Origin of the sequence: Bradyrhizobium sp. SZCCHNR2028 (genome assembly GCF_032380995.1) — a bacterium.
In the GTDB taxonomy this organism is placed as follows: domain Bacteria; phylum Pseudomonadota; class Alphaproteobacteria; order Rhizobiales; family Xanthobacteraceae; genus Bradyrhizobium.
The window spans coordinates 137861-151970 of sequence record NZ_JAUHJF010000005.1 but is presented as its reverse complement, the minus strand read 5'-3'; the positions used below and the strand labels follow the sequence as shown (position 1 = coordinate 151970).

The 14110-nt window shown below is 66.7% G+C and carries 14 protein-coding genes; 8 read left to right on the top strand and 6 right to left on the bottom strand.

Going from position 1 to position 14110, the window contains the following annotated elements; genetic code table 11:
• Positions 1-21 precede the first annotated feature (21 nt).
• Complete coding sequence (gene acnA / locus QX121_RS10970) at positions 22-2739, bottom strand: aconitate hydratase AcnA (RefSeq protein WP_315777285.1); 2718 nt, start codon at positions 2737-2739, stop codon at positions 22-24.
• 223 nt (positions 2740-2962) lie between these two features.
• Between acnA and ccmA the strand changes: the two genes are divergently transcribed.
• The 5 genes from ccmA (at position 2963) to QX121_RS10945 (ending at position 6227) form a co-directional block, all read left to right on the top strand.
• Positions 2963-3592 carry a heme ABC exporter ATP-binding protein CcmA gene (gene ccmA, locus QX121_RS10965; RefSeq protein ID WP_315811918.1) on the top strand — a complete coding sequence of 210 codons (630 nt, stop codon included), beginning with the start codon at positions 2963-2965 and terminating at the stop codon, positions 3590-3592.
• Positions 3593-3914: 322 nt separating this feature from the next.
• A complete protein-coding gene (gene ccmB / locus QX121_RS10960) occupies positions 3915-4583 on the top strand; it encodes a heme exporter protein CcmB (protein ID WP_315740697.1) in 669 nt (222 codons plus the stop codon).
• A 93-nt stretch (positions 4584-4676) separates the two neighbouring features.
• On the top strand, positions 4677-5453 hold the full coding sequence (locus QX121_RS10955; RefSeq protein ID WP_315740696.1) for a heme ABC transporter permease: 777 nt from the start codon (positions 4677-4679) through the stop codon (positions 5451-5453).
• 1 nt (position 5454) lies between these two features.
• A complete protein-coding gene (gene ccmD / locus QX121_RS10950; protein WP_315740695.1) occupies positions 5455-5634 on the top strand; it encodes a heme exporter protein CcmD in 180 nt (59 codons plus the stop codon).
• Positions 5631-6227, top strand: a complete 597-nt coding sequence (locus QX121_RS10945) for a DsbE family thiol:disulfide interchange protein (protein ID WP_315811917.1) — start codon at positions 5631-5633, stop codon at positions 6225-6227. Before ccmD ends, QX121_RS10945 begins: the two co-directional genes overlap by 4 nt.
• Positions 6228-6332: 105 nt before the next feature.
• Here the strand turns inward: QX121_RS10945 and QX121_RS10940 are convergent, their stop codons facing one another.
• On the bottom strand, positions 6333-6935 hold the full coding sequence (locus QX121_RS10940) for a septation protein A (RefSeq protein WP_315740693.1): 603 nt from the start codon (positions 6933-6935) through the stop codon (positions 6333-6335).
• A 119-nt stretch (positions 6936-7054) separates the two neighbouring features.
• Complete coding sequence (gene ftsY / locus QX121_RS10935; protein ID WP_315757133.1) at positions 7055-8002, bottom strand: signal recognition particle-docking protein FtsY; 948 nt, start codon at positions 8000-8002, stop codon at positions 7055-7057.
• A 59-nt stretch (positions 8003-8061) separates the two neighbouring features.
• Here ftsY and QX121_RS10930 point away from each other — a divergent pair, with 59 nt between their 5' ends.
• Entirely contained in the window at positions 8062-8955 is an 894-nt protein-coding gene (locus QX121_RS10930; protein ID WP_315811916.1) for an RNA pseudouridine synthase, read from the top strand.
• Positions 8956-8964: 9 nt separating this feature from the next.
• On the opposite strand, the gene mtaB is transcribed toward QX121_RS10930, so the two are convergent.
• Together mtaB and dapF are read right to left on the bottom strand one after the other, a co-directional pair.
• Positions 8965-10311, bottom strand: coding sequence for a tRNA (N(6)-L-threonylcarbamoyladenosine(37)-C(2))-methylthiotransferase MtaB (mtaB, locus tag QX121_RS10925; protein ID WP_315811915.1), 1347 nt, complete (start codon positions 10309-10311; stop codon positions 8965-8967).
• On the bottom strand, positions 10308-11174 hold the full coding sequence (gene dapF, locus QX121_RS10920) for a diaminopimelate epimerase (protein ID WP_315740689.1): 867 nt from the start codon (positions 11172-11174) through the stop codon (positions 10308-10310). The genes mtaB and dapF overlap by 4 nt, the downstream gene beginning before the upstream one ends.
• A gap of 170 nt (positions 11175-11344) precedes the next feature.
• Here dapF and QX121_RS10915 point away from each other — a divergent pair, with 170 nt between their 5' ends.
• Positions 11345-12115 carry a GyrI-like domain-containing protein gene (locus QX121_RS10915; protein ID WP_315781673.1) on the top strand — a complete coding sequence of 257 codons (771 nt, stop codon included), beginning with the start codon at positions 11345-11347 and terminating at the stop codon, positions 12113-12115.
• A 5-nt stretch (positions 12116-12120) separates the two neighbouring features.
• Entirely contained in the window at positions 12121-12831 is a 711-nt protein-coding gene (locus tag QX121_RS10910; protein WP_315740687.1) for an SIMPL domain-containing protein, read from the top strand.
• Positions 12832-13044: 213 nt separating this feature from the next.
• On the opposite strand, the gene QX121_RS10905 is transcribed toward QX121_RS10910, so the two are convergent.
• Complete coding sequence (locus QX121_RS10905) at positions 13045-14037, bottom strand: MBL fold metallo-hydrolase (RefSeq protein WP_315811914.1); 993 nt, start codon at positions 14035-14037, stop codon at positions 13045-13047.
• Between the last annotated feature and the right edge of the window lie 73 nt (positions 14038-14110).

Below are 14110 nucleotides of genomic sequence, written 5' to 3'. Positions count from 1 at the left end.
AACTGTCGCGTCGCGCTTTGGTTAAGCAGCGAGCTTGCGCAGCACGTAGTGCAGGATGCCGCCGTTGCGATAGTAGTCCAGCTCGTCCAGCGTATCGATCCGGCAGAGCAGCGGCACCTGCTGCGCCGCCCCGTCGGCCGACACGATCTCGGCGGTCAGGGTTTGACGCGGCTTCAGGTCGCCCTGCAGACCCTTGATGGTGACCTTCTCGTCGCCCTTCAGGCCGAGCGAGGACCAGGACGTGCCTTCCTGGAAGGTGAGCGGGAGCACACCCATGCCGACCAGGTTCGAACGATGGATGCGCTCGAAGCTCTGGCAGATCACGGCGCGGACGCCGAGCAGCCGGGTACCTTTCGCAGCCCAATCGCGCGACGAGCCGTTGCCGTATTCGGCGCCGGCGAACACCACCAGCGGCACGCCCTCTTCCTGGTACTTCATCGCAGCGTCGTAGATCGACATCTGCTCGCCGTCGGGCCAGTGCTTGGTCAGGCCGCCTTCCGGAATGTTGCCGTCGGCACCTTTGAGCATGAAGTTCTTGATGCGGATGTTGGCGAAGGTGCCGCGCATCATGATCTCGTGATTGCCGCGGCGCGTGCCGTACTGGTTGAAGTCGGCCGGGCGGACCTGGTGCTCGCTGAGGAATTTACCGGCGGGCGAGGTCAGCTTGATCGAACCGGCCGGCGAGATGTGGTCGGTCGTGATCTTGTCGCCGAACAGCGCCAGCACGCGGGCCTCGACGATGTCCTTGATCGGCTCGGGCTCCTTCTTCATGCCGTCGAAATACGGCGGGTTCTGCACGTAGGTCGACGACATGTTCCAGCGATAGGTCTCGCTCTCGACCGTCTTGATCTTGCGCCAGTTGGTGTCGCCCTTGAACACGTCGGCGTAGCGCTTCTTGAAGATCGACGCCTTGACGAATTTCTTGACGAAGTCGTTGACCTCCTTGGTCGTCGGCCAGATGTCTTTCAGGTAGACTGGCTTCTTGTCCTTGCCGATGCCGATCGGCTCGACCGAAAGATCCTTGGTCACGGTGCCGGCGAGCGCGTAGGCGACGACCAGCGGCGGCGAGGCCAGGTAGTTGGCCTGCACGTCCGGCGAGACGCGGCCTTCGAAGTTGCGGTTGCCGGACAGCACGGCCGCCGCGACGACGCCGTTGTCGTTGATCGACTTCGAGATCTCCTCCGGCAGCGGACCTGAATTGCCGATGCAGGTGGTGCAGCCGAAACCGACCAGGTTGAAGCCGACCTTGTCGAGGTCCTTCTGCAGGCCGGAGTTAGCCAGGTACTCGGCGACCACCTGGCTGCCCGGGGCGAGCGAGGTCTTCACCCACGGCTTGGCCTTGAGGCCCTTGGCGGCGGCGTTGCGGGCCAGCAGGCCGGCGCCGATCAGCACGCTCGGGTTCGAGGTATTGGTGCAGGAGGTGATGGCGGCGATGACGACATCGCCATGGCCGATGTCGAAGTCCTTGCCCTCAACGGGGAAGCGCTGCGCGGCATCGCTCTTCTTGTACTCGCCGGCCAGCGCGGTGGCGAAGCCCTCGGCCACCGCCGGCAGGGCGATGCGGCCCTCGGGACGCTTCGGACCAGCCATCGACGGCACGACGTCGGCGAGATCGAGGGTCAGTGTCAGCGTGAACACCGGGTCCGCCGACTTGGCGGTGCGGAACAGGCCCTGCGCCTTGGCATAGGCCTCGACCAGCGCGACGCGCGGGCCCTTGCGGCCCGAGGTCTTGAGATAGTCGATGGTGGCGGCGTCGACCGGGAAGAAGCCGCAGGTCGCGCCATATTCGGGGGCCATGTTGGCGATGGTCGACTTGTCGGCGACCGAGAGATGGTCGAGGCCGGGCCCGAAGAACTCGACGAACTTGCCGACCACACCGAGCTTGCGCAGCATCTGGGTGACGGTCAGCACCAGGTCGGTCGCGGTCACGCCTTCCTTCAACGCGCCGGTCAGCTTGAAGCCGACGACGTCGGGCAGCAGCATCGACAGCGGCTGGCCGAGCATGCAGGCCTCAGCCTCGATGCCGCCGACGCCCCAGCCGAGCACGGCCAGACCATTGACCATCGTGGTGTGCGAATCGGTGCCGACCAGCGAATCCGGATAGGCGACCTCGAAGGTGCCCTTGGTGCGGCCGACGGTCATCTTCTCCTTCTTGGTCCAGACGGTCTGCGCGAGGTATTCGAGATTGACTTGGTGGCAGATGCCGGTGCCGGGCGGCACGACGGAGAAGTTCGAGAACGCCTTCTGGCCCCACTTCAGGAATTCGTAGCGCTCCTGGTTCTGCTTGTACTCCTCGGCGACGTTCTTGCCGAACGCCTTGTTGTCACCGAAGTAGTTCACGATCACCGAGTGGTCGATGACGAGATCGACCGGCACCAGCGGGTTGATCTTCTCGGCATCGCCGCCGAGCTTCTGCATCGCGTTGCGCATCGCTGCGAGATCGACCACCGCAGGCACGCCGGTGAAATCCTGCATCAGCACGCGCGCCGGACGGAAGGCGATCTCGTGCTCCAGCGACTTCTTGCGCAGCCATTTCGACACCGCGACAATGTCGTCCTTGGTGACGGTGCGGCCGTCCTCGTTGCGCAGCAGATTCTCGAGCAGCACCTTCATCGAATAGGGCAGCTTGGAGATGTCCTTGAGACCGTTCTTCTCGGCTGTGGGCAAGCTGTAGTAAATGTAGCTCTTCGTTCCGACCTTGAGGGTCTTGCGACACTTGAAGCTGTCGAGCGAGGTCATGCGTGGAAATCCCAATTGATCTGTATACCCGGAGGGGGTATTTAAGAACCGTCAGCGCGAGGCGCCGGATGGCTTGCAGCGGGCGATTGTGTGCTGCATCAAGGTCGGGCTTATAGAAGCTTTCTAACTGCGCCGCCACAGCCACAAGCAAGCCGCGACGTGGCATCACCCACAAATTCTCACGCGCTAGCCATCAATTTCGTAAGGGCTGTCACGACGGGCCATGCAGCTTTCTCCAACACTGTCTCCGAAACTGTTCGGCCGCGACGTCAGATGCGTGCGCGGCGGTCGCGAGGTGTTCGCAGGACTTGCGTTCGAAGCGGTCGCGGGCGAGGCGCTGGCGGTGACCGGACACAATGGTGCGGGCAAGACATCACTGCTGCGGCTGATCGCCGGCCTACTGCTGCCGGCGGGCGGCTCCATCGCCATCGAGGGCGGCGAAGGCGAGTTGACGGTGCCCGAGCAGGCGCACTATCTCGGCCACCGCGACGCGCTGAAGCCGGCGCTCAGCGTGCGCGAAAACCTGACCTTCTGGGCCGAATTCCTCGGCGGCGGCGTCACGCGGCCGATCCCCGACTGTTTGGCGGCGGTGGGCATCGCGCACGCCATCGACCTGCCCGCCGCCTATCTGTCCGCCGGCCAGCGCCGCCGCCTGTCGCTGGCGCGCCTGCTGGCCGTGCCGCGCCTGCTGTGGCTGCTGGACGAGCCGACCGCCGCGCTCGACATCGCCGGACAGGCGATGTTCGCCGGCCTGATGCGCGAGCATCTCGCTGGCGGCGGGCTGATCGTGGCCGCGACACATGGACCGCTCGGCATCGCCACGCGCGAGCTGCGGATCGGGGAGGCTCGATGATTCCCTCTCGCCTCTTCGCAGTCCCACCCACCGCTCTCTCCGTTCCCTCCCCCCTTGTGGGGGAGGGTCAGGGAGGGGGGTGCCCCACGACGCGCTCTAACTTGTTTGACGAGATTCGGTCGCACCAACCAACGTCCCATCGGCGCGCCGACCCCTCCCCCTTGCGGGGAGGGGTCGGGGGTGGGCGTCCACAACGGCAGCGTCACCCGGAGCCACCCCCCTCCCCAGCCCTCCCCCACAAGGAGGGAGGGAGCGCAGTTTGCGGGTGGAGGGAGCGTGGCTCACCATCTGCCATCAAGCAATCAGCCAAGGCCCTCCCCGCATGACCGCGCTCGGTGCCCTCATCCGCCGCGACATCCGGATCGCGCTGCGCATCGGCGGCGGCGCGCTGATCGGCGTGCTGTTCTTCCTCACCGTCGTGGTGCTGATGCCATTCGCGGTCGGGCCGGATCTGGCGCTCCTGACTCGGCTCGGCCCCGCCATCCTCTGGCTCGGTGCCCTGCTCTCCAGCCTGCTCACCCTGGACCGGCTGTTCACCGCCGACCACGAGGACGGCTCGCTCGACCTGGTCGTGATGAGCCGGACACCGCTGGAGCTGGCCTGCGCCGCCAAGGCGCTGGCGCACTGGCTCGCCGCCGGCCTGCCGCTGGTGATCGCGACGCCCGTGCTCGGACTGCTTCTCAATCTCGACGCCACCGCCACCGGCGCCGTCGCGCTGACGCTATTGGCGGGCACGCCTGCCCTGACCTTCATCGGCATGATCGGTGCGGCGCTGGCGGTGACCATGCACCGCGGCGGGCTGCTGCTGGCGGTCTTGGTGCTGCCACTATCGATCCCGGTGCTGATCTTCGGCGTCGCGGCGTCGCAGGCGGCCATCGTCGGTCCGCTTCCGTTCGGGGCGCCATTCTCGATCCTGTGCGCATTGTCGCTGGTGAGTTTCGTGATCGGCCCGTTCGCCGCTGCGACAAGCTTGCGGAACGGGCTGGATTGACCCACCGCCCGCCGAGGTTTGACCATGATCAACTCTTACCTGGTGGCGCCGTGCTGATTGCCTGCAACCGCTTCCGCCTTTAACAAGGGTCTCATGTCGCTGATCGACCTTGCCAATCCCACCCGGTTCCTCGGCCTCGCCGCACGGTTGCTGCCGTGGCTGGCGCTGGTCACGACCGCGCTGCTGGCTGCCGGCCTGTACCTCTCGGCGCTGGCGCCCGACGACTATCAGCAGGGCGCGACCGTCAAGATCATGTTCATCCACGTGCCCAATGCGTGGCTGTCGATGTTCGTCTGGGGCGTCATGAGCATCGCCTCGCTCGGCACCCTGGTATGGCGGCATCCGCTCGCCGACGTCGCCGCCAAGGCCGCCGCCCCGATCGGCGCCAGCTTCACGTTCCTCGCGCTGCTCACCGGCTCGCTGTGGGGCCGGCCGATGTGGGGCACCTATTGGGAGTGGGATGCCCGGCTGACCTCGGTGCTGATCCTGTTCCTGATGTATCTCGGCCTGATGGCGCTGTGGCGCGCGGTCGAGGATCCCACCCGCGCCGCCCGTGCTGCCGCCGTGCTGACGCTGGTTGGCGCCATCAACCTGCCGATCATCAAGTTCTCAGTCGACTGGTGGAACACGCTGCATCAACCCGCGTCGGTGATGCGGATGGGCGGTCCGGCGCTCGACAAATCATTCCTGATCCCGCTGCTGGTGATGGCAATCGGGTTCACGTTCCTGTTCGTGACGCTGCATGTCGCGGCGATGCGCAACGAGATCCTGCGTCGTCGTGTGCGCAGCCTGCAGATGATGCAGGCGCGCGCCTACACGACGACCGCACCAGCCGACGATCCGGCAGGCCAGATCGCGGGAGCGGCTTGATATGGACCTCGGCCCCTATACCTCCTTCATCGCCACCTCCTATCTTGCGGCGGCGCTGGTCGTGGTGGTGCTGATCGGCTGGATCGCCATCGACTACCGCACCCAGAAGGCGCGCTTGCGCGCGCTCGAGGACAGCGGCATCAGCCGCCGTTCCGGCCGCGCGGCAACGGACATTCAATGACTGAACAGGCTGCGACAGAGCCGGCGCCGCGCCGCCGCTCATTCCTCATGCTGCTGCCGCTGGTGGTGTTCCTCGGGCTGGCGGCGCTGTTCTGGTCGCGCCTCGGCAACGGCGATCCGTCGCGCATTCCGTCGGCGCTGATCGGCCGTCCGGCGCCGGCCACACCGCTGCCGCCGCTGCCGGAGCTGGCCAGAGACGGCACGCCGGTGCCCGGACTCGATCCGGCCGCGCTCAAGGGCAAGGTCAGCATCGTCAACGTCTGGGCATCGTGGTGCGTGCCCTGCCACGACGAGGCGCCGCTGCTGGTCGAGCTCGGCCGCGACAAGCGCTTTCAGATCATCGGCATCAATTACAAGGATGGCGCCGACAACGCCCGCCGCTTCCTCGGCCGGCACGGCAATCCCTATGACGTCGTCGGCGTCGACGGCAATGGCCGCGCCGGCATCGAATGGGGCGTCTACGGCGTGCCCGAGACCTTCGTGGTCGGACGCGAGGGCACCATCGTCTACAAGCTGGTCGGCCCGATCACGGCGCAGAACATCGATGCGGTGTTGAAGCCGGAGATCGAGAAGGCGTTGAAGGCGGGATCGTAGTTCAGGCGTCGTTGCTAGCCAACGGGTCGGGGAAGCAATCCAGAGTCCTCGCGCAGCCCTGGATTGCTTCGTCGCTACGCTCCTCGCAAAGAGGGCACGGCGGAGCTACCCCTTGCTCACATCCCCCTCGGCCGCATCGCTGGCTTCGAGCGACGCCGGGTCCTGGTGGTAGCGCTTGATCAGCGGCATCTGGGCGATGGCGAAGATCATGGTCAGCGGCACGACCCCGAAAGCCTTGAAGCCGACCCAGAAATCGGTGCTCTGCGTGCGCCAGATGATCTCGTTCAGCACCGCCATCGCCGCGAAGAACAGCGCCCAGCGGAAGGTGAGGATGCGCCAGCCCACGGCCGTCAGGTTGAACATCTGATCGAACATGATCGCGATGAAGGAGCGGTTGAACAGCAGACCGCCGCCGAGCACGGCCGCGAACAGGCAGTAGATGATGGTCGGCTTGACCTTGATGAAGGTCTCGTCGTGCAGCACCAGGGTCAGCGTGCCGAACACGATGACGACGACGGCGGTCACCAGCGCCATCAGCGGCACGTGCCGCGTCACCACATAGGACGCGATCAGCGCCGCGATGATCGCCACCATGAACGCGCCGGTCGCAGCGAACAGATTGAACTTGGCGTTGACCACGAAGAACACGATCAGCGGACCGAGTTCGGTCGCGAGCTTGAACAGCGGATGCGGCTGGGTCTTGTCCATTCCATGTCCCGTTGGCTGTCATCATCCGCGGCCGCGGATGATCCAGTAGCCTCTGATGTCTCGTGGCGGAGGAGGCGCGCAACGAGCGGAAAGGCTCGCAGGCGCGCCGCACCGTGACGTCAATCCTCGATTCCCGCAATCGCCCGCGCGAAATCCTTGGCGGCGAACGGGGAGAGATCGTCGACCCCCTCGCCGACGCCGATGAAGTGCACCGGCAGCTTGAACTTCTCCGACAGCGCCACCAGGATGCCGCCGCGCGCCGTGCCATCCAGCTTGGTCATCACGAGACCGGTGACGCCTGCCGTACGATGAAACGCCTCGACCTGCGACAGCGCATTTTGTCCCACCGTCGCATCGAGCACGAGCAGCACCGCATGCGGCGCCGACGCGTCGACCTTGCGAATGACACGCACCACCTTTTCGAGCTCGTTCATCAGCTCGGCCTTGTTCTGCAAACGACCGGCGGTGTCGATCAGCAGAATGTCGCGGCCCTGCTCCTTGGCCGCGGTGATGGCGGTGAACGCAAGGCTGGCCGAGTCCGAGCCCTGCGCGCCGGCGATGACCGGCGCCTTGGTGCGCTCGCCCCAGACCTTGAGCTGCTCGATGGCGGCGGCGCGGAACGTGTCGCCCGCCGCCAGCATCACCTGCCTGCCCTCGGACGCAAATTTCGCGGCCAGCTTGCCGATGGTGGTCGTCTTGCCGGAGCCGTTGACGCCGACGACGAGAATGACGAACGGCTTGTGGCCCGGCGCGATCTCGAGCGGCTTCGCCACCGGCGACAGCACCTTCTCGACCTCGGTCGCGACCACCGCCTTCACCTCGTCGGCGCTGATAGCCTTGTCGTAGCGGCCGGTCCCGACGGCCTCCGCAATCCGCGCAGCGACCTGGGTACCGAGATCGGCGCGCAGCAGCACGTCCTCGATGTCGTCCAGCATCGCGCGGTCGAGCTTGCGCTTGGTGACGAGATCGGCCACGGCCGTGCCGAGCGCGCCGGAGGTGCGCTTCAGGCCCGCGGACAGCCGCCGCCACCACGACAGCTTGGGTGTTTCGGAGGTGGTATCGTTCATGGCGTGGTGTTAGCCCTTTCCATTCGCAAACGAAAGCTCACACCCGCGTTACGGTTTCCATGGACATTAACCAACCCAGCGACGAGGAGATGCTCGCCCGCGTGCTTCATCGCGACGGGCTGATGCTGGTGATCGACAAGCCGGCCGGCATTCCCGTGCACAAGGGACCAAAGGGCGGACCGAACCTCGAAGCCTCGTTCGACGCACTGCGCTTCGGCCTGCCGCGCCCGCCGGTGCTGGCGCATCGGCTCGACAAGGAAACCTCGGGCTGTCTGGTGCTCGGCCGTCATCGCAAGGCAACGGCCTCGCTCGGGCTTTTGTTCAAGCACGGCAAGATTTCGAAGACCTATTGGGCGGTGGTCGAGGGCGGGCCTGACGCTGATGAGGGCGTGATCGAGCTGCCGCTCGGCAAGCTCAACGCCGAGCGCGGCTGGTGGCAGAAGCCGGATCCGCAAGGGCAGCCGGCGGTGACGAAATGGCGCGTGCTGGGGCGGTCGTACTCTCTTGCCAGTCTATCCCTGAACTCCCCTCCCACTCGTGGCAACGACTCCCCTCCCCCTTGCGGGGAGGGGTCGGGGGTGGGGGTCCCCACGGGCAGTGTCGCTTGGAGCCACCCCCCTCCCCAGCCCTCCCCCACAAGGGGGGAGGGAGCGCAGCTGCCAGGTGTAGAGTCAGTGCACTCCACTCGCGGTCCGCGGCTCACCTGGCTCGCCATGGAACCAGTGACCGGCCGCACCCATCAATTGCGCGTGCATTCGGCTGCGTCGGGCTGGCCGATCGTCGGCGACAACATCTACGGCAACGGCCCGCGCTTCGGCGAGCCGCGGCTGCATCTGCACGCGCGCGAGATTTCGATCCCGCTGTCGAAAAACAAGCCGCCGGTACACGTGGTGGCGCCGGCGCCGGTGCACATGCATGAGCGACTCAGGATGTGCGGGTGGAACGGGGAGTGAGCCGCCGCATCAGGCGCAAGCGAGACCTGGGCTCGCACCACACCTACCGCCGTCATCGCCCGGTTCAACCGGCGATGACGGCGGGGGCAGGACTAACAGCCTGCCCCCATCATGACCTGACATCGTGAGGCGCTGCACGGTGCCCATCGTGTGACCCGCTACGGCCACCGGCAGATAATGCTCCGTCCGGCCCTGCGTCTCGCTCTCGATCAGCACCTCGCGCAGGCAGCCGATCTCCTGCTCCAACCGCCGCCGCAGCGCCGCTTCTCCCGCAGTCCGCAGCCGCCGCGCCCGCTCGCGGATGACGGTGCCGTCCACCTGCGGCATGCGCGCGGCCGGCGTGCCCGGCCGCGGCGAATAGGGAAAGACGTGCAGGAAGGTCAGCCCGCATTCCTCGACGAGATCGAGCGAGCGCGTAAACATCTCCTCGGTCTCGGTCGGGAAGCCCGCGATCAGATCGGCGCCAAGCGCGATGTCCGGCCGCAGCCGGCGCACCTGAGCACAGAATGCGATGGCATCGGCGCGCGCATGCCGCCGCTTCATGCGCTTCAGGATCAGATCGTCACCCGCCTGCAGCGACAGATGCAGATGCGGCATCAGCCTCGCATCATCAGCGAGGGCATCGAGCAGGTCGGCATCCGCCTCGATCGAATCGATCGAGGAGATGCGCAGGCGCTTCAGCTCGGGCACGTGGCGCAGGATCTGCTTCACCAGCCGGCCGAGCTTGGGTGCGCCCGGCAGATCCGCGCCATAGCTCGTGAGGTCGATTCCGGTCAGCACGATCTCGGCATGGCCGCCCTCGCTCAGCGCACGCACCTGATCGACCACGGCGCCCATCGGCACCGAACGCGAATTGCCGCGGCCGAACGGGATGATGCAGAACGTGCAGCGATGGTCGCAGCCGTTCTGCACCTGGACGAAGACACGCGGCAGGCCCCGCTGGAAGCCATCGACCAGATGCGGCGCCATCTCCGTCACCGCCATGATGTCGGAGACGGCGACCTTCTCGGATGCATCGATGCCGAAGCGTGGCACGGCCAGCGCCTGTGTCGTCGCACGCCACGCGTCGGGCTGCAGCTTGTCGTCATTCCCGATGACGCGGTCGACCTCGGGCATGGAAGAGAACATGGTGGCCTGCGTCTGCGCGGCGCAGCCGGTCACGACGATGCGCGCCGCCGGGCGCTCGCGCTTCAGCTTGCGGATGGATTGCCGCGCCTGCGCCACGGCCTCGTTGGTGACGGCGCAGCTATTGATGACGATGGTGTCATCGGCGCCGGCCGCCTCGGCATGTTTCGCGATCAGCTCGGATTCGAACGCGTTCAGGCGGCAGCCGAAGGTGACGACGTCGACGCTCATGCGACGCTGGCGAACATCGACGGCTCGAACCGCCCCTCGAACTCGAATGCGGCGGTGCCCGTCATCAGCACGTGATCATCGCGCTCGCGCCACTCGATCGTGAGCTCGCCGCCGGGCAGCGTCATCTGCACGATCCGGTTGGCGCGCTTCAGCCTGGCAGCCGCGACCGCGGTCGCGCAGGCCGCCGAGCCGCAGGCCTTGGTCAGCCCCGCGCCGCGCTCCCAGGTGCGCATCGTGATGTGGTCGCGATCGACGATGTGGGCGAGCGTGATGTTCGCACGCTCCGGGAAAATCGGATGGTTCTCCAGCAGCGGCCCGAAGCGCTCCAGATCATAGGCATTGACGTCGTCGACCCAGAACACCGCGTGCGGGTTGCCCATGTTGACGACCGAGGGCGAATGCAGGATCGGGGCATTGATCGGCCCGATCTGCAGCTCGATGTAGCGGGTGTCGCGGAACTCCTCGGCGAGTGGAATCTCCTGCCAGCCGAACTTCGGCACGCCCATGTCGACGGTGTAGAGGTCGGGCGCCGGCCCCTGCCAGCAGTTCAACAATCCGGCGCGGGTCTCGAACGTCGCGCTGGTCTGGCCGGTCTTGCCGAACACCTGCCGTACCACGCAGCGCATGCCGTTGCCGCAGGCGCCGGACTCCGACCCATCATTGTTGTAGATGCGGATGAAGGCCTCGGTGCCGTCGAGCCGCGGCGGCTGCAGCACCATCAGCTGGTCGTAGGGGACGCGGGCCGCCACCGCGCGCGCCTCGTCCGGCGTGACGACATGCTTCACGTCGCGCAGATCGACCACGACGATCTCGTTGCCGATCCCGTTCATCTTGACGAAGCTGTGGTTGGCCAGCGCGCTCATGAAAATATCCAAATTGTGTCCGCCTTATATGGCGAATGGCGCGGCATTGACCAGCCTGCAGAGCGACATGACGCATCTGTCATGGGACGCCGCGCCGCCGAGCATGTTAGGACCGGTTCATTCGCCGGCACGAACCGGGCAAAGCAGCACGGCCACTGGAGAATAGTCGAATGAATCTCAGCACTTTCCGCCTCGTTCTGGCCGTGAGCTCGGTCGCGCTTCTGCTCGGCGGCACGTTCGCCCGGGCCCAGGCGCCGTCGGCCTCGCCGGCTCCGGCGGCCTCAGCCACGCCCGCACCGGCCCCGAGCGCGCTACCGGCCCCGGCGGTGCCGGCCTCTCCTGCGCCTGCCGCGTCGGCCAGTCCGGCGCCCGCGACCAGCCCGACGCCGGCCGCCAGCGCAAGCCCCTCGCCGTCGTCATCTCCGACCGCAGCCCAGTCCCCGGCCACGTCGCCGCCGGCCGCGGCGCCAGCCCAGGCGGCCGACGCCTTCGGCGACGAGATCAAGCTCGAGGCGAAGAAGGTTGTCCTCGTCAAGGGCACCGCCAATTGGGACAATGCGTTCGAAACGCTGATCGACTCCTTCAAAACGCTGTCGGCCACGCTGGACAAGCAGGGCATCAAGCCCGCCGGCAACGGCATGATCGTCTACACCTCGACCGACGACACCGGCTTTACCTTCCTGGCCGAGATGCCGATCGAGCAGGAGCCGAAGACGCTCGGCAAGGGGATGAGCATCGGCCAGTCGCCCGAGGGCAAGGCGCTGAAGTTCGTCCATCGCGGCTCCTACGATAACATGGACAACACCTACGAGGCGATCACCAACCACCTCGACGAGCGTCGGCTGGAGGCCAAGGACACCTTCATCGAGGAGTACCTGACCGACCCCTTGAAGACGGCCGAAGATAAGCTCGTCATCAACGTCTACGTGCCGCTGAAGTGAGCACCATGATCATCAGACCCATCCTTGCGGTCGCGCTCGCGACCAGCTTCGCAATGCCCGCCCTCGCGGATGACATCGCCCGGCAGGACACGCCGGCGATCACCGTCAGCGGCGAGGCCAGCGTGTCGGCGCCGCCGGATCTGGCGCAGATCGACGCCGGCGTGGCGTCCGACGCCAAGACCGCGCGCGAGGCGGCCGAGGCCAATAACGCCGCTATGGCCAAGGTGCTGCAGGCGCTCAAGCAGGCGGGGATCGCCGACAAGGACTATCAGACCTCGCGGCTGTCGCTGCAGCCGCAATATGCGCAGAACCGGCCGGCCCAGCCGGCCGTGACCGGCTATCGCGCCAGCAATCGCGTCACCATCAAGGTACGCGACGTCGCCAAGGTCGCCAGCGTGATCGACACGCTGGTCGCGGCCGGCGCCAACGATGTCGGCAACATCTATTTCAGCGTCGCCGAGCCGTCCAAGCTGCTCGACCAGGCGCGCGAGAAGGCCGTCGCAGACGCCCGCCGCAAGGCCGAGATCTACGCCAAGGCCGCCGGCGTGACGCTGGGCCAGCCGCTCAGCATCTCCGAGGACGGCGCGCCCGCTCCGGTGTTCCGCGCCAAGACCTTCGCCGCACCGATGGCCGCGACGCCGACCCCGGTGGCGCAGGGCGAGGAGACGCTGGCGATTACGGTCAACGTGACCTGGGCGATCAAGCCGGGGCAGTAAGGCGCACTCCCTTCGGCGCGGCCCATTCACGCGCGGTCGCGAACCCACAGCGCGACGACAAACTCGGTGTCGTCCCGGCCAACGCGCCGGGACCCATAATCCGCGGCGGATGTTGTCGTGCGAGATGGAGCTGCTGATCTTCGCAAAACTTGATCCGGTGGTGATGGTCCCGGCGTTCGCCGGGACGACACCTTTTGTGGTTGCGACAGCGAGTCAGATCTCCACCACCTGCCCCGGCTTCAACACGCCGAACCGCTCGCGCGGGATGCCGGCCTGGTCGAGCGCGGCGTGCAGGGCGTGCACCGGCGCGTCGATCGCCTCGTCCGTCAGTTGGAACGTGCCGTGGTGATGCGCCAGCGCGGCCTCCGCGCCGCAATCCTGCAGCGCCTGGACGGCGTCCTCAGGGTTCATGTGCTGGTCGCGCATGAACCAGCGCGGCTCGTAGGCGCCGATCGGCAGGATCGCGAGCCTGATCGGCGCGTGCTGCTCCGCAACGCGGCGGAAGTGCGCGCCGGTGCCATAGCCGGAATCGCAGACGATGTAGAGCCTGCCCCGCGGCGTCTCCAGCACAAAGCTCGCCCACAGCGCCTTGTTGCGGTCGAAGAGCCCGCGCGCCGTCCAGTGCCGCGTCGGCACCAGGGTCACGGCGACCTCCTCGTTCAGCGTCACGCGATCGTGCCAGTCATAGGCCTCGGCGCGGATCTTGGAGTCAGCGTCGATCATCGTAAGGTCGTTGCCGAGCGGCGTGACGACCCGCGGCGAAAAGCGCGCGGTCAGCTTCGACAAGGTCCGGAGGTCGAGATGATCGTAGTGCCCGTGCGACACCAGCACGACGTCGATATGCGGCAGCCCCTCAAAGGCGATGCCGGGATCATTGTGCCGCCGGGGACCGGCGAACGCGAATGGCGACACCCGCTCCGACCAGACAGGATCGACCAGGATGTTGAGCCCACCGGTCTGGACCAGCCAGCTGGCGTGGCCGATGAAGGACAGCCGCACGGTCTCGCCGTCGATCCGGTGCGGCGGCGTGTCGGCGTGCGGGCTCGCCGCCCAGGACGGCCAGCGGGAACGCTTGCGGTTGCGGTCGAACTGCCAGCGCAGCACCTGGGCGAGGGATTTGGGCGGAACGCCGTCGGGATCGTAAAAGCGCTTGCCGTCGAAATGGTCGGTGACGGGGCCGGAATAGGTCCTGGAACGGCGCAGCAAGGTCGTCCTCGCAAGGGAAAGCTGAACTGGCGCAAGAGGTAAGCAGCCCCTCGAGGCCCGGCAACGGGACGCC

Bases quoted from the DNA above. Each gene is read 5' to 3' on its own strand.
- acnA (WP_315777285.1), bottom strand. From the start codon at position 2,739: ATGACCTCGCTCGACAGCTTCAAGTGTCGCAAGACCCTCAAGGTCGGA.
- ccmA (WP_315811918.1), top strand. From the start codon at position 2,963: ATGCAGCTTTCTCCAACACTGTCTCCGAAACTGTTCGGCCGCGACGTC.
- ccmB (WP_315740697.1), top strand. From the start codon at position 3,915: ATGACCGCGCTCGGTGCCCTCATCCGCCGCGACATCCGGATCGCGCTG.
- QX121_RS10955 (WP_315740696.1), top strand. From the start codon at position 4,677: ATGTCGCTGATCGACCTTGCCAATCCCACCCGGTTCCTCGGCCTCGCC.
- ccmD (WP_315740695.1), top strand. From the start codon at position 5,455: ATGGACCTCGGCCCCTATACCTCCTTCATCGCCACCTCCTATCTTGCG.
- QX121_RS10945 (WP_315811917.1), top strand. From the start codon at position 5,631: ATGACTGAACAGGCTGCGACAGAGCCGGCGCCGCGCCGCCGCTCATTC.
- QX121_RS10940 (WP_315740693.1), bottom strand. From the start codon at position 6,935: ATGGACAAGACCCAGCCGCATCCGCTGTTCAAGCTCGCGACCGAACTC.
- ftsY (WP_315757133.1), bottom strand. From the start codon at position 8,002: ATGAACGATACCACCTCCGAAACACCCAAGCTGTCGTGGTGGCGGCGG.
- QX121_RS10930 (WP_315811916.1), top strand. From the start codon at position 8,062: ATGGACATTAACCAACCCAGCGACGAGGAGATGCTCGCCCGCGTGCTT.
- mtaB (WP_315811915.1), bottom strand. From the start codon at position 10,311: ATGAGCGTCGACGTCGTCACCTTCGGCTGCCGCCTGAACGCGTTCGAA.
- dapF (WP_315740689.1), bottom strand. From the start codon at position 11,174: ATGAGCGCGCTGGCCAACCACAGCTTCGTCAAGATGAACGGGATCGGC.
- QX121_RS10915 (WP_315781673.1), top strand. From the start codon at position 11,345: ATGAATCTCAGCACTTTCCGCCTCGTTCTGGCCGTGAGCTCGGTCGCG.
- QX121_RS10910 (WP_315740687.1), top strand. From the start codon at position 12,121: ATGATCATCAGACCCATCCTTGCGGTCGCGCTCGCGACCAGCTTCGCA.